Here is a 13,624-nt window from a genome sequence, read left to right on the forward strand (position 1 = left end):
CGATTCTTTATTAGGATCATGGAATAGGAAATAAGCCGGACGTCAAGCCAATGTCGGCCCCGACAATTGCGCTTCATAAAACACGCCCATTTCACGAAAGCGCTGATAGCGGTGTTCCGCAACCGTTTCCGGGTCCATCGCCGCAAATTCTTCGAGACGCCGGGAGACCGCCTGCTCGACGTTTTCATAAGCCTCTTGGGGGTTCCGGTGGGCGCCGCCCATCGGTTCCGCAATGATTTCGTCGATCACGCCCAGGCGTTTTAGGTCATCGGCGACAATGCGCATCGTCCCTGATACTTGCGCCGCTTTGGTTCGGTCTTTGAGAATAATCGCCGCGCAGGCTTCGGGCGTACACACAGCGTAGTACGCGTTTTCCAACATCATCACGCAGTTGCCCACGCCAATCGCCAACGCCCCGCCGCTGCCTCCTTCGCCTAAAACGACGCAAAGAACCGGTACGCGCAGCCCCGCCATCATTTCCAGGTTTTCCGCAATCGCCGAGTGTTGGCCGCGTTCTTCGGCGGCGATACCGGGATAGGCGCCGGGCGAGTCGATAAAGGTCACAATGGGCAAGCGAAAGCGGTCCGCCATTTCCATAATGCGGCGCGCTTTCTTGAAGCCTTCCGGGTGCGACATCCCAAAATTGCGGCGAATATTTTCTTCGGTGTCGCGCCCTTTTTGATGACCAACCACCGCAACCGAACGCCCGCCGATAGAACCCAGCCCCGCGACAATCGCTTCATCGTCGCGAAAGGCGCGGTCGCCGTGTAGTTCAACAAAATCGGTCACGAACGATTTGATATAATCCATGGTATAAGGGCGGTTCGGGTGGCGGGCTAATTGAACCCGCTGCCAGGGCGTCAACTGCGAGAAGATTTCATCAATCATCGTCGCCAATTTTTCGCGCAGCGGTTTAATTTCATGAGAGAGGTCCATATCGCGCGAAGACGCGTAGACTTCCATCTCTTCAATTTTGGTTTCGAGTTCCCGCAAGGGTTGTTCAAATTCTAAATAGCGCATAATCCAATCCCAATGTTGTTCGTTAGAGCGTTTGACAAAACACCGTGCGATCAAATAGATCGTTTCAGTTTATCCTTAATAATAACGAACAACAATGCGGGTGTGGAACTGCGCGATGCCTCCCCCCTCAAAAAGCAATGTCATTGACTTAAGGGGTGGCAAGCCAAGGCGTCGCGAAGTGAGGGCAGACCTTGATGCAACGAAATCAAAAATATCAGCCCTGTAGGGGCGCAACGTGTTGCGCCCGAATCCCCCCTTATAAAAGAGGGGCTAAAAGTCTTAAGTCAATGACATTGCCTCAAAAAGGGCGACGCAACCAATAAGCGATTTTTAAAAATCGACTGTAATTGTGATGAGCGTTTTGAGAAATGTTTAAACCGAGCGGCGGCGGTTGCGGGGCGAGTCTTTATTGTTGCGGCCCTCTAAATAGGTCACCCGGTATTGTTGGCTTTTGGGTTTACGCTTTTCTTTAGGAGGCGGCGGCGGGGTCAGCGTCGTTCCACAATGTTTACAGGTAAACTGGTTTTCGAGCGGGCGAGAACACTCAGGACAGCGCGAGCGAAACAACACGCAGCGGATACGCCCGTCGCGAATCCACTCTTCAACACGCGAGAAGGGAATCGTTAGCGACTTTGAAAGCTCTTCGCCAGTCGCTTTCGGATGCAGCAGCAAAAAGTCGAGTGCGCGGTTCAGGTTTTCATATTCAGACTGGACGCAATCCAAGCAGCGCCCGCTTCCATCTACGGGCAGATATCGTTGGCAGTCCGTGCAATTACCGAATTTCATTTTCTTCATCGTCTTTTCCTCTCATTGCCCGGCCCCTCAAAACTCTTTTCATTACTAATTATAGTAAGCATTCAAGGTAAAATCAACAATCTATTGCACCTACTGATAAAATATTTCACTCTAATCGCTAATTATGCAATTTATCTTTACACATAAGACGCTGCAAGCGTGACAAAAGCTTCAACCAGAAACAAGGCAAGCATAAACCATGACCCTCATCTCCCTAGAACAAAATTCTCCTTAACTGTTAAATCAACTCTCTATTTCACAACGACTAGGTTCCCAGAATGACGCCGATCCGCGCTCTCCTTTTTGATCTTGATGAAACCCTCATCAAAGACCGCGCCAGCACCATCCACTCACTCAACGCGGTCGTCCCAAAGATGCTTGAGCATGTCCCAACGCTGACGCACGACCAAATCCGCGCGGTTTTCGTGAAAACCAATAACTGGCATTGGGAAAACTTCGACGAATCGCCCATTAGCAAAATGAATGACCCATTAGAAACCCGCTCTTTTTTATGGTCATTGGCGCTAAAAGAACTGGGCGTCGAAGCCAACGGGCTTGCCAATGAGTTAGGACAAATCTATCAAGACGCGCGCCATGATTCGTTTGAACCCTATGAAGACGTCGCTGAATTTCTGCCCGTTTTGCGCGAGCGCTATGCCCTCTATCTCGTCACCAATGGCAACCGCCTGATGCAGCGCCGTAAGTTAGAAACCACCGGCCTCACCGGAGGCTGGGAGGGCATTTTCATCGCGCAAGAACAGGGCGTCTCAAAGCCCAAGCCGCAATATTTTCAGCGCGTATTAAAAGCGGCGAAGGCTTCGCCTGATGAATGCCTGATGATCGGCGATAATCTAAACGCCGACATCCAGGGCGGCATCAACGCCGGCATCAAAACCGTCTGGATGAAGCGCCGCGACGATATGCCCGAACATCCAGAGGTAAAACCAGACCACACGGTACAAAATTTAAAAGAACTCGTAGAGTTACTCGACAACCAATATGTCTAACCAGAACCGCTCGTGGGTATTGGGCATCATCTGCGTAATCGGCGCCCAGTTTCTGTTCGGCACCACCTTCGCATTCAACAAATGGGTGATGAACCACAACATCGACCCCATCGCGCTGGGCTTTGCCCGCGCGTCGCTGGCTTCGGTTTTCATGGCGCCCTTCTTCTGGAGCGCCCGCAACACCACCCGCTGGACGCCCAAAGACTGGCGCCGGGTGGTCTTCATCGGCCTCGGCTTAAACGCCGTCGCCATTATTTGTGAATATATGGGAACCAACTTCACCAGCGCCTCCAACGCGACCCTGATTATCGCGACCGAATCGGTCTTTTCGGTGTTTCTCGCCGTGATCATTCTCAAAGAGACGCTTCACAAACAGACGGTAGTCGGCGGCGTGATCGCTCTGGCAGGCGTTGCGCTGGTGATGTTTCGCGACATTATGCACTTTGAAGTCCACGGCGGCGCGGGCCTCTTCGGCGACGCTCTGGTGGTCGCTTCCGTTGTTTGTTGGGGTTTATTCACCATCCTCAGCAAGAAGTTACTCAACCACTCCAACCCGATTTACACGCTGTTTTTCATTAACATATTCGCTTCGATTTCTTTGGGGATTGTCAGTGGAACACAAGGCACGCTGGCCCCCATGCTTGAAATGGACGCTTACACTTGGGCGGCGGTATTATATTTGGGGTTAATTTGCTCCGGAGGCGGTTTCTTGCTCTATTTCACCGCGCTTAAACTTTTGCCCGCCTCAATCGTTGTTCTTACTCTGACGCTGATTCCGGTTTTTGGCGTCGTGTTTTCTATTGGATTGCTTGGCGAAGTATTGACCCTGCCGCAAATAATCGGCGGAACATCCATCATCTGCGGGGTGACCTATGCTATGTGGCCAAGGGAAGCGCAGAAAGTCGTTAGCGAAGACGCACTGATCGGGCCGTAACCGGCTATGCACCTAAGCCGTTGAAACCATTTGGTTTCCATAAAACCTAAAGGAGATGGTTCAAATGAAATGTAAATCGTTAACTGGATTGGCTTTCGCTGTTCTGTTTGCCTGCGCCGCAACCATTGCCGCGCCGCAAGAGATGTTCAATGGAAAAGATTTAACCGGCTGGACGCCCATCGGCGGCGGCAAATGGACAGCCGAAAAAGGCGAAATCGTCGGCAAAACCGGCGACGGCGCCTATGGCTGGCTGTTGAGCGATAAAGACTACGCCAATTTTATTCTTGAATTCGACGTCAAAACCGAGGCCAAAGGCAACTCCGGCCTGCAAATCCGCTCGCATGTCGTCGAAGGCCAAATGCACGGCTACCAGGTTGAAATTGACCCGACGGTCGGGATGCACAGCGGCGGCATCTATGACGAGCATGGACGCGGCTGGCTGGCGCAACCCACCGCCGATGGCGAAAAAGCCTGGAACCCGGACGGCTGGAACCATTATCGCGTCGAAGCCATCGACGAAACCATGAAGGTGTTTATCAACGGCAAACAGATCGTCGAAGTCAAAGACGACAACGCCCGCAGCGGCGTCATCGCCCTGCAAGTGCATAGCGGCGACAACCCGCCCGTGCATGTGCGTTTCAAGAACGTCAAAATCGACGACAAAGGCCTCGGCGAAGGCTGGACGCCGCTGTTTGACGGCAAAACTCTAAACGGTTGGGAAAACATCGGCATCGAAGAATGGTCCGTGGTTGACGGCGCCATCCTGGGCATGGCGGTCACCGACGCCTATGGATACCTCGCCACCGAGAAAACCTTCAAGGACGTTGAAGTGTCGGTCTACTACCTCGCCGAAAGCAGCGGCAACAGCGGGCTGTTTTATCACTCCACCTTCAAGGGCGTTGACGTGTCCGGCGTTCAGGCGGAGATCGACCCCAACCCCGGCAATCACACCGGCGGCCTCTACGAAAGCGCGGGCCGCGGCTGGTTGGTGCAACCCAATGAACTCGCCGAAAAGGTCATCAAACCCATCGGAAAATGGAACCACCTGCTTCTCAAGGTCAAAGGCAAACACGTTCAAACCTGGACGAATGGCCTGAAATCCGTCGATTACATCAATGAGACGCCCAAGTATTTTGACGGCGTGGTTGCGTTGCAGCTGCACAGCGGCGGCGCGGCGGGCGTACGTTTCAAGGGATTGCAATACCGCATCCCAGAGTAAACCCAAATGACGAAATTTTGGCTCCCTATACCTCGTAGGGAGCGGCGCTCGAAAAGCGGCAATCAGTCTGATTGCCGCTTTTTTTTGTGGATGCGCTGTTGCGAAAAAAAGTAACCATCTCAAAAACAATGATGACGAAAAGGGCTACGACGAATTAGAGCGTTTGACAAAAGACTGTGCGTTAAGCGCGCCCGTAGATCTCAGCGATAGATACAGTTATGAAAACTCAATCCTCACTTCCATTCGGTTATCAGATTTGGTAGGGTGAATGGATACTGATTCAAGCCAAAGGACCAATTATGAAACGTAGAACATTTATCCAATCCGCTTCCGCTTTTGCTGTGGCGCCGTTCGCCATCGGCCAGGCAGGGCAAGCAGCCAATAGTAAACTCAACGTCGCCTTCATCGGCTCGGGCGGTCGCGCGGGAACCCACGTCGGCTTCTGCGCCAACAACGAAAACATCGTCGCCTTCTGTGACGTAGACGACGACCGCGCCGGGGACAATTACCGCAAAGCGCCCGACGCCAAACGCTTCAAAGACTTTCGCGTGATGCTCGACAAGATGGCCAAAGAGATCGACGCGGTGGTGATCTCGACGCCCGATCATACTCACTTCGCCGCGACATATTCCGCCATGGCGAACGGCAAACACGTCATGACCGAGAAGCCGCTGACTCACGATATCTGGCAGGCGCGCACCCTGCAAAAAGCAGGACATTACTTTAAGGTCGTGACCCAGATGGGCAACCAGGGCCACGCCACCGACGGCATCCGCAAGATTAAAGAATGGTATGACGCGGGCGTGACCGGCAAGGTGCACACCGTGTTGTCATCATTCGGCGGCCCGTCATTCGGCCCTGATAAATACTTTAATATTCCAGAACAATTCCCGCCCGCCAAACAGCCGATTCCAGACCATGTCGATTGGCAACTGTGGCGCGGCCCGGTAGCGGAAAATATTGAATACAACAGCATATACGTTCCAAAGCAATGGCGCGGCTTCTTCCACTTCGGCAACGCCCAACTGGGCGACTGGGCGTGTCACACGCTCGACGCGCCCTTCTGGGCGCTCGACCTCGGCGCGCCAACCAGTGTTGAAGTTCTCAAACGGGAGATGATCGCGAAAGATTTTGTGCCGAGACAATCGTTGTTGAAATTCACCTTCCCGGCGAACAACAAACGCGGCCCGGTGGTTCTTTACTGGGGCGACGGCGGTCTCAAAGGCCCCGTCAAATCAGAGTGGAACCTCAAAGACAACATCGGCTCGATGTGTATGGTCGGTGAGAAAAGCGCCATCACAACGGGCGGACGCCCCAATGACCCGCGACTGGTCAACGACGACCAGTGGGACGATTTCCAGAAGAACATGCCGGCTGAAACCATCCGCCGGATCAAAGGCGGCCATGTCAAAGAATGGGTAGACGCCATCAAAGGCGACGGCCCCACCCCCGGCTCAAACTTTGATTATGCGTCTGGTTTGACCGAGATGACGCTGTTGGGCGTACTGGCGCAGCGCTCTGGCAAAAACATTGAGTGGGACGCGAAGAACATGCGCGTCACCAACCACCCCGAACTCAGTTCGTATGTCCGAGAACCGGTTCGCAAAGGCTGGGAATGCGGCGACGAAGTCTGGACGTAATGTCAGCGCTGTATATCAAGAAAATTTTAATCCCTCTGGGTGAATTGCCCAGGGGGATTTTTCCAAACAGGAGGCCGTCATGACGCAGCAGGACGCTACTGTTGAGATCGTTGAAAAATCCGTCGAAGAGCAGATTATCGCCGGGCTGCGCTACACCGGAAAATACGAAGATTGCGGACAGTATTTCGGGCAGCTGTTCCGCAAGGTCGGCTGGGGCGCGGCGGGCAAACCGTTCTGTCTGTATTACGACTGCGAATATAAAGCAGACGGCGCCCAGGTCGAAGTCTGCGTCCCGCTCAAGCAAGAGAAGCCAATCGAAGGGCTGGACGTTCGCGTGTTACCGGGAGGCCGCTGCGTGAGTTTGATGCACAAAGGGCCTTACTCGGAACTCAAGCGTTCGTATGAAAAAATCGTGGCGTATTTCAAAGAGAAAGAACTTACGGTATCTAAGCTATGCCCGTCGCGCGAAATTTACCACAAAGGCCCCGGCATGATCTTTCGCGGCAATCCAAAAAACTACCTCACCGAAATCCAATTTATGATTGAGGAATAAGACAAGAAATGAAATTGAAAACAAACCAGGGGATTATAATTTCGATATTGGTCTTATTATTCAATTTGCCTTGTTGCAAAGATCTTTATGGCAGAGAACAACTCGCAATTGCCGACAAAGGCTCCTATCTTGCTGATATCATCAGCACCTTAAAAACAGAATGGCCTACGAACCGCACAGTGAATATCATCGCGCATGGACATAGCGTACCTGCGGGATATTTCAAAACGCCAATCGTGAATACTTTCAACGCTTATCCCCATCTGATTCACAAAGCGTTAAAAGCAGAATACCCCTACAGCGTCATCAATGTCATCGTATCCGCCATCGGCGGCGAGAATTCCCTGAGCGGAGCAAAACGATTTAAAGAAGATGTATTGTCGTTAAAACCTGATGTTATTTTGATCGACTACGCATTAAACGACCGGGGAATCGGCCTTGAAAGTGCAGAAATCGCTTGGCGGGAGATGATCGAAAAATCTTTATCGAGCGGAGCCAAAGTCATTTTACTCACACCAACGGGCGATACGTCTGCCGGGATGGATGATCCCGACGATCTATTAAACCAACATGCCAAGCAAATTCGAAACCTGGCGCACGAATATCAGGTTGGCCTAGTCGACAGCCTCCAGTTATTCAAACAATACATACAACAAGGCGGCAAACTGGAAGACCTGATGTCGCAAGTCAATCACCCAAACCTACAAGGCCATCAACTGGTCGCGAATGAATTAGCGAGTTGGTTTAAAGCAGAATAATTGAGGTCGGGCGGCAAGCCAAGACGGCGCGAAGTTCGCCTCGGCGAACAGCCCTTGCCACCCGACCACAAAATTAATTGTTAAAACAAAATTGGCAGCGAATAAAAATGTCGCCCCGGCTGTTCAACCCATTGGTGGCGTCAAACGGCAGCCCGCGCGTCTGGTTGCCTTGCGACGAAACCGAGTCGCCTAATATCCCGTCGGGGCCGGCGCCAACCACTGCGTATTCACCATCTTTCAGCGGAGTGATTGTTGAAGACGATTGCTCGCGGTGCTGTAAAGCGTAAAACATCATGTCGCCCCCAGGAATCTGCGGGTCTTCATCAACATACACATACGTATCGAGGATGCTCTCAAACCCGCGTTGGTCTAATTCGCCGCGCCGGTCTAAAAACGGGTCTAACGGCACCGTCGACATATACGCAATCGGCGACGTCAACACCGCTAAAATGAGTTTTGCCGAACGCTGCCCCGCGACGGCGGCGCCCACGTTGTTGAATTGTTCTTCTAAGATTTGCTTGCCTTCTGCGGTCTCGTAATCCCACACGTCAATCGGTAAGTAGCCCGAGTCGAGTTCTAACATTTGGACTGAAGTATAGACGCTGCGCAGGTCAGACATATTACGCGATAGTTTTGCCTTTACTTGCGCATTCAAAAAATTGGGCACAGCAATCGCGGCGAGAATACCAATAATCGCGACAACAATTAATAATTCGATCAGCGTGAATCCACGTTTCATTTGATTTGTCCTGTCTGTTTTTTAGATTGGATAATGCGCGTTGATGAGCCAAGCGCAGATCAAATCAATAGACAGGTTGTAGCAACACACGTTTGGAGGGTGGTATTTTGAAAATAGGATTGCGTATCGTTGAAACGAAATGATTGATAGCGAACAAGGATACGAAATTTGATTTGAGAATACGCATCCTTCGGATGGGGCTGTGCGTTAATACTTTGGTTCGAACTTGTTAAAACAATATCTGGAACCGGGCGGGCGTGAGCGATGTCAAATGAACACTCACACAAACGATCGCTATCGCTTGTGTCTATGAATCTTCCCGCGTCGTTCAATTCAACCAGGGCTGACGCGTTGCCTCTTTCAACCTCACAACATGTTTCTTCATTAACATCACACAGACACAGATGTTCACTCGCTTCGCCAAGATGCCCAAAAACCAGCGAAAGTATACAGAGAGCGCAGGTCAGTGTGTTTAAAAACCGTCGATTCATACTTGAAAGTATATTGTTTCCATCAACTTAAATCAACAGCTTTCGTTGCCGGGAGAGAGACGAGCGCGCAGATACGGCTGAACCTAGTGGCGAACCAAGGCGGCGCGCAACGGCGATAACTCTTGAGATAGGGTGGCAAGGGCAAGAACGAGCAGAGCGAGTTCAGCCCTTGAGGGTTAGGCTTCCCAGTATTCCCACCAGCGATCAACTCGAAAGACTTTGTCATCATCTATTTCATAATTTCTAAAACTTGAATGAGGCCATTGACCGGGAGAATTGACAAGCCTTCGTACAACAGGGTTCTGATGGCAGTATGTAAGTTTCTCAATTAGTTTTTCTTGTGTGAATATATTAAAATCATAGAAACGCTCTTGCCACAATTTATTTTCTTCAACGCCCTTTTCTCGAAACGCTTTTAATACATTGATCGAAACATACCATTTTAACGCGCCTACAATTTTCGAAATTGGTTGCTCTTGTTTGGCAGCAAGTAAAAAATGCGCATGTTCAGGCATAATGACATACCCAAAAACAAAAAACTCTTTTTTATTGCGAATATGATCTATGGAATGAAGAACGATTTTGCGAATTTCAAATGAGTCAAAAAACGGTTTTCTTTGACAGCATGATGTAGTTACAAAATGAACGTGCCCTTTTTCGTTAATGCGAACAGGATGAACCTTGTTCTTGAAATCAGGATTCAGTAATGACGAATCGTGTTTTTTTAAATTCATTTTAGACTTAAAATACGATGAAAGATTGCTTCAAGGGCTGGCCTTCGGCCTTGCCCTTGCCACCCAACATCCCTGAAAAAGAAAAACCCACCGAAGTAAGCGTGCAAAGCAGAGGCCCGGCGGGTGTACTAACTATAATATTACAAACATACACGCAAATGTCCACGGTTATTACCATACACTTTAGGAAAACATATTTAAAACGTGCGAATTAAACACAGTGTAAACAAATATCAAGTATTTGAATAGCATAAAAATGCCAAAGAATAAGATGAGCCGGGTGGCGAGCCAAGGCGTCGCGAAGCGGCGATAACTCTTGAGATAGGGTGGCAAGGGCAAGAACGAGCAGAGCGAGTTCAGCCCTTGAGGTAATTTGCATTGAATTTGACATAGAGAAAACAAGTAAAAACAAAACCGGGGAAAAGCAATTCGCTCTCCCCCGGTTGGTTTTCGTATGCCTTTTTCCCGTTAGGGCATTGGGGTGGAAGGGATCGGCGCGGGCGGCATCTTGGCGTCGAAACCAATCGGGTTCGGGAAGATGTCGTGTTCCATATTCCAGGCTTCTTCCCATTTCAGGTTCTTACCGGTATACGCTGCTTCGCGTCCCAGAATCGCGGTCATAGTGGTTTCGCAAATCTGCACCGCCTGGTTCCAGTAGGGGCCGTCTCCGCGAATGGAATCTTGCAGGTCTTTGTGCTCCTGCACATAGGCGTTCATGCCGCGTTCGCCCATATCCGCGCAATTGCTGATGCCGTTGCGGAACTTTTTGTTGGTTCCGAACACGCGCTCAGACACTTCGTTGGCCGATTTGTTCAAGTGACGGCAAAAGCTGAAAACGTGAACGCCATTGGGATACTCAAAGTCACAGGAGAAGTTGTCCCAGATGTTGCCGTATTTTTCGATTTTGGGCTTCCAGCTGCGTCCACCGCTGGCGACGACGGAGATGGGATGCGAACCAAGCACCCAGTTCATTACGTCGAGATTGTGGATGTGTTGTTCGACGATGTTGTCGCCGCAGATCCAGCAGAAGTTATACCAGTTATACAGTTGGTATTCGAGGTCGCCCTGGCCATCGCGGCGGTCGCGCGCGTGGGGCAGTCCGCCGTTCCAGTAGGCGCGTCCGGCGACGATTTCGCCCAAGGCGCCGTCTTGCAGCATCTTGACGGTTTCGACATATTCTTTTTGGTGACGGCGTTGGTTGCCGGTCACGATGTGTAATTTCAGACTTTCGGATTTTTTCGCGGCGGCGTGAAAGCGGCGAATGCCGTTGAAGTCGGTCGCGACCGGTTTTTCACAGAAGCAGTTAAGTTTGGCGTCAACAACGGCTTCGAAGTGTTCGGGACGGAACCCGGGAGGCGTCGCCAGAATCACATAGTCAGGCTTCATGGCGATGACTTTTTTGTAGGCGTCGAGGCCCCAGAAGGTGGTCTCGTCGTTGACTTTAATGCTTTCTTTGATATTTTCGTTGCTGCGCAAGCGTTGTACGCATCCCTTGGCGGTTTCTTCACGAAAATCAGCGACCGCTACCAGTTCGATGCTGTCGCCGCCCGCTTGGATGGCGTTTTCAGCCGCTTGGGTGCCGCGTCCGCCCGCGCCGATCACGGCGATGGTCAGTTTGTCTGCCGCCTGGGCTTTATTGGCAGCGGCAATTGTGCTGATCGCTGCGGCGCCCAAGGCTGATTTTCTGCCGAATTCACGGCGGGTCATGTCTGTTTTTTTTGATTCACTCATGTCCAAACTCCTTCTTTGAGGCATTCGCGTTGTAGTATTGGTTTCGGTCATTTTCCACCAACGGGCGACGCCCTTGGCCCCTTTGACCGAATGGATGGGCCGCAACGAGTTCGCGGTCTCCCCGATTCATTCAAACCGTTGCGCGCCAAATCAACGCGCATGGTCATTCAAATTATCACAGGGCGCGGACGAATTAAAGGCAATCAGCCCGGAGATAAACTCTTTTTTGTCGATCTGCTCTTCGACGCCAACACACGGAATTACCGCTTGACACAGTTAAAGGCGCGTCCATAGTATCCCAAAGCGTTTGATCTTACGCCGCGACCTGGAATCTACCTCTTTGACGAAGGCTGGAACACGCATTGATGAGCGAGAGAATCATTCGGCGGGCGACGAAAGAAGACTTGCCTTTCGTGGTCGGTTTATGGAAAGAGATGATGAACCATCATCTCTCGGTCGACCCAAGGTTTGAGTTAGGGCCTGACAACGAAGGCGCCTATCTGGAATATTTATATTCCATCATTGATAACTATGACTACGCGCTGTTCGTCGCCGAGCATGACGCCCGCATCGTCGGCTACACCATTGGGATGATTCTCGCCAACCCGCAAGTCTTTGCGTTGGGCCGATACGGTTTCATTGCCGAGATGAGTGTCAGCGCCGACTTACAGCGGCAAGGCGCCGGGCGCGAACTCTGGGAGCGGGTGCGGCATTGGTTTAAACGGCGCGGCGTCAAAGTCATTCAACTCAACGTCTCGCCGCGCAACATAAAGGGATACGACTTTTGGAAACAGCTTGGATGCGATGAGTTTTTGCATATCCTATGGCACGACATCCCCAAAGACGCATAACGGAACCACAAAACATGCAACCTCGCGGCGCGTGATGCGCTGTGATGAATTCGGGAGTAATCAGTCCGTATGACCTCGCCAACACAAACCGCCTTGGCCTTACTTGAAATTGCGCGCCCGAAGCAATGGGTAAAAAACGCCTTCGTCTTCGCGGCGTTAATTTTTTCGCAGAATATTTTTGATGCGGGCGCCGTGCTCAACGCGACCGCCGCGTTTGCGCTGTTTTGTCTTTACTCTTCGTGCGTCTATATGATGAACGACATCGCCGACATTGAGCGAGACCGCCAGCATCCCAAAAAACGCAATCGCCCCCTGCCCTCAGGACGCCTACGCATCCCCACGGTCATCGTCGCCGCCGTGTCGCTCTTTTGCGCGGCGTCGGTTGGCTCGGCGCTTCTATCCTCCCATTTTCTCTATGTCGGGCTGGTGTATTTCGCCGCAAACATCGTCTATTCATTTATCTGCCGCTCTATCGTCATTCTCGACGGCATGATTATCGCACTCGGTTTCTTGCTGCGGCTGTACGCGGGCGCCATCGTGATTGGCGCGGAGGTTTCAGATTGGTTGTATTTGTGCGGCCTGTTTGTTTCATTATTTCTGGCTTTCTGCAAGCGCCGCCAGGAACTTATTTTATTGGGCGAAGAAAGCGCCGGCGACCACCGCGCCATTCTCAAAGAATATTCCACCCAGTTTCTCGACCAGATCATCTCCATCGTCACCGCATCCACCGCCGTCACCTACTCGCTCTATTGTCTCGACAAGTCACAAACGGCCGACAACCATCACGACGGTTTAATGCTGACCATCCCCTTTGTTCTTTATGGCCTTTTGCGCTATCTATACTTGGTCTATCAGAAAGACGAGGGCGGAAACCCCAGCGAATTATTGTTGTCGGACAAGCCAATTTTGATCAATGGCGTCCTATGGCTCGGCGTCGTTTATTGGGCTTTATATATCCGTGTTTAGCACCGCAAACAAAAATCTTGTGTTAGACAAAAAAACAGATAGCCTAAAAGTAGAAAATCAGCTATTGACTAGATTCAATCCGCGTGTAATTTACGCGCAAGAACACTCGCCGAATGAAACGGCGGGAAGCACAGGAAATCATTAGATGATCTCACCCTACAGACGACCCTACCGTAGGCTGGGAGA

The 13,624-nt window shown here is 51.2% G+C and carries 14 protein-coding genes; 9 read left to right on the forward strand and 5 right to left on the reverse strand.

The genetic code is table 11. The features are described 5' to 3' along the window. Window positions 1–42: 42 nt before the first annotated feature. Both P9L94_19070 and P9L94_19075 read right to left on the reverse strand, forming a co-directional pair. Window positions 43–1,020, reverse strand: a complete 978-nt coding sequence (locus P9L94_19070; protein ID MDP8246193.1) for an acetyl-CoA carboxylase carboxyltransferase subunit alpha — start codon at window positions 1,018–1,020, stop codon at window positions 43–45. Between the two features lie 372 nt (window positions 1,021–1,392). Then, complete coding sequence (locus P9L94_19075; protein ID MDP8246194.1) at window positions 1,393–1,815, reverse strand: hypothetical protein; 423 nt, start codon at window positions 1,813–1,815, stop codon at window positions 1,393–1,395. A 278-nt stretch (window positions 1,816–2,093) separates the two neighbouring features. Between P9L94_19075 and P9L94_19080 the strand changes: the two genes are divergently transcribed. From P9L94_19080 to P9L94_19105, 6 genes are all read left to right on the forward strand, one after another. Beyond that, complete coding sequence (locus P9L94_19080) at window positions 2,094–2,822, forward strand: HAD family hydrolase (GenBank protein ID MDP8246195.1); 729 nt, start codon at window positions 2,094–2,096, stop codon at window positions 2,820–2,822. Further along, on the forward strand, window positions 2,815–3,756 hold the full coding sequence (locus P9L94_19085; GenBank protein MDP8246196.1) for a DMT family transporter: 942 nt from the start codon (window positions 2,815–2,817) through the stop codon (window positions 3,754–3,756). Before P9L94_19080 ends, P9L94_19085 begins: the two co-directional genes overlap by 8 nt. A 64-nt stretch (window positions 3,757–3,820) precedes the next feature. Beyond that, on the forward strand, window positions 3,821–4,975 hold the full coding sequence (locus P9L94_19090; protein MDP8246197.1) for a DUF1080 domain-containing protein: 1,155 nt from the start codon (window positions 3,821–3,823) through the stop codon (window positions 4,973–4,975). 299 nt (window positions 4,976–5,274) lie between these two features. After that, on the forward strand, window positions 5,275–6,615 hold the full coding sequence (locus P9L94_19095) for a Gfo/Idh/MocA family oxidoreductase (protein MDP8246198.1): 1,341 nt from the start codon (window positions 5,275–5,277) through the stop codon (window positions 6,613–6,615). Between the two features lie 79 nt (window positions 6,616–6,694). Continuing rightward, window positions 6,695–7,168, forward strand: coding sequence for a GyrI-like domain-containing protein (locus P9L94_19100; GenBank protein MDP8246199.1), 474 nt, complete (start codon window positions 6,695–6,697; stop codon window positions 7,166–7,168). 8 nt (window positions 7,169–7,176) lie between these two features. Further along, the gene (locus P9L94_19105; GenBank protein MDP8246200.1) at window positions 7,177–7,926 is read left to right on the forward strand and encodes an SGNH/GDSL hydrolase family protein; all 750 of its coding nucleotides are present in this window, start codon (window positions 7,177–7,179) and stop codon (window positions 7,924–7,926) included. A gap of 73 nt (window positions 7,927–7,999) precedes the next feature. On the opposite strand, the gene P9L94_19110 is transcribed toward P9L94_19105, so the two are convergent. The 3 genes from P9L94_19110 to P9L94_19120 all read right to left on the reverse strand — a co-directional run bounded on the left by P9L94_19110 (window position 8,000) and on the right by P9L94_19120 (window position 11,621). Beyond that, window positions 8,000–8,665, reverse strand: coding sequence for a prepilin-type N-terminal cleavage/methylation domain-containing protein (locus P9L94_19110; protein ID MDP8246201.1), 666 nt, complete (start codon window positions 8,663–8,665; stop codon window positions 8,000–8,002). A gap of 667 nt (window positions 8,666–9,332) precedes the next feature. After that, window positions 9,333–9,890 (reverse strand): transposase, encoded by a 558-nt coding sequence (locus P9L94_19115; protein ID MDP8246202.1) that lies wholly within the window; start codon window positions 9,888–9,890, stop codon window positions 9,333–9,335. A 468-nt stretch (window positions 9,891–10,358) separates the two neighbouring features. Continuing rightward, window positions 10,359–11,621, reverse strand: a complete 1,263-nt coding sequence (locus tag P9L94_19120) for a Gfo/Idh/MocA family oxidoreductase (GenBank protein ID MDP8246203.1) — start codon at window positions 11,619–11,621, stop codon at window positions 10,359–10,361. 90 nt (window positions 11,622–11,711) lie between these two features. Here P9L94_19120 and P9L94_19125 point away from each other — a divergent pair, with 90 nt between their 5' ends. The 3 genes from P9L94_19125 to P9L94_19135 all read left to right on the forward strand — a co-directional run bounded on the left by P9L94_19125 (window position 11,712) and on the right by P9L94_19135 (window position 13,438). After that, entirely contained in the window at window positions 11,712–11,915 is a 204-nt protein-coding gene (locus tag P9L94_19125; GenBank protein ID MDP8246204.1) for a hypothetical protein, read from the forward strand. A 71-nt stretch (window positions 11,916–11,986) separates the two neighbouring features. Continuing rightward, on the forward strand, window positions 11,987–12,472 hold the full coding sequence (locus P9L94_19130; GenBank protein ID MDP8246205.1) for a GNAT family N-acetyltransferase: 486 nt from the start codon (window positions 11,987–11,989) through the stop codon (window positions 12,470–12,472). Between the two features lie 69 nt (window positions 12,473–12,541). Then, window positions 12,542–13,438: a decaprenyl-phosphate phosphoribosyltransferase gene (locus P9L94_19135; GenBank protein ID MDP8246206.1), complete on the forward strand. Its 897-nt coding sequence runs from the start codon at window positions 12,542–12,544 to the stop codon at window positions 13,436–13,438. Window positions 13,439–13,624 lie beyond the last annotated feature (186 nt).

Source organism: Candidatus Hinthialibacter antarcticus (assembly GCA_030765645.1).
In the GTDB taxonomy this organism is placed as follows: domain Bacteria; phylum Hinthialibacterota; class Hinthialibacteria; order Hinthialibacterales; family Hinthialibacteraceae; genus Hinthialibacter; species Hinthialibacter antarcticus.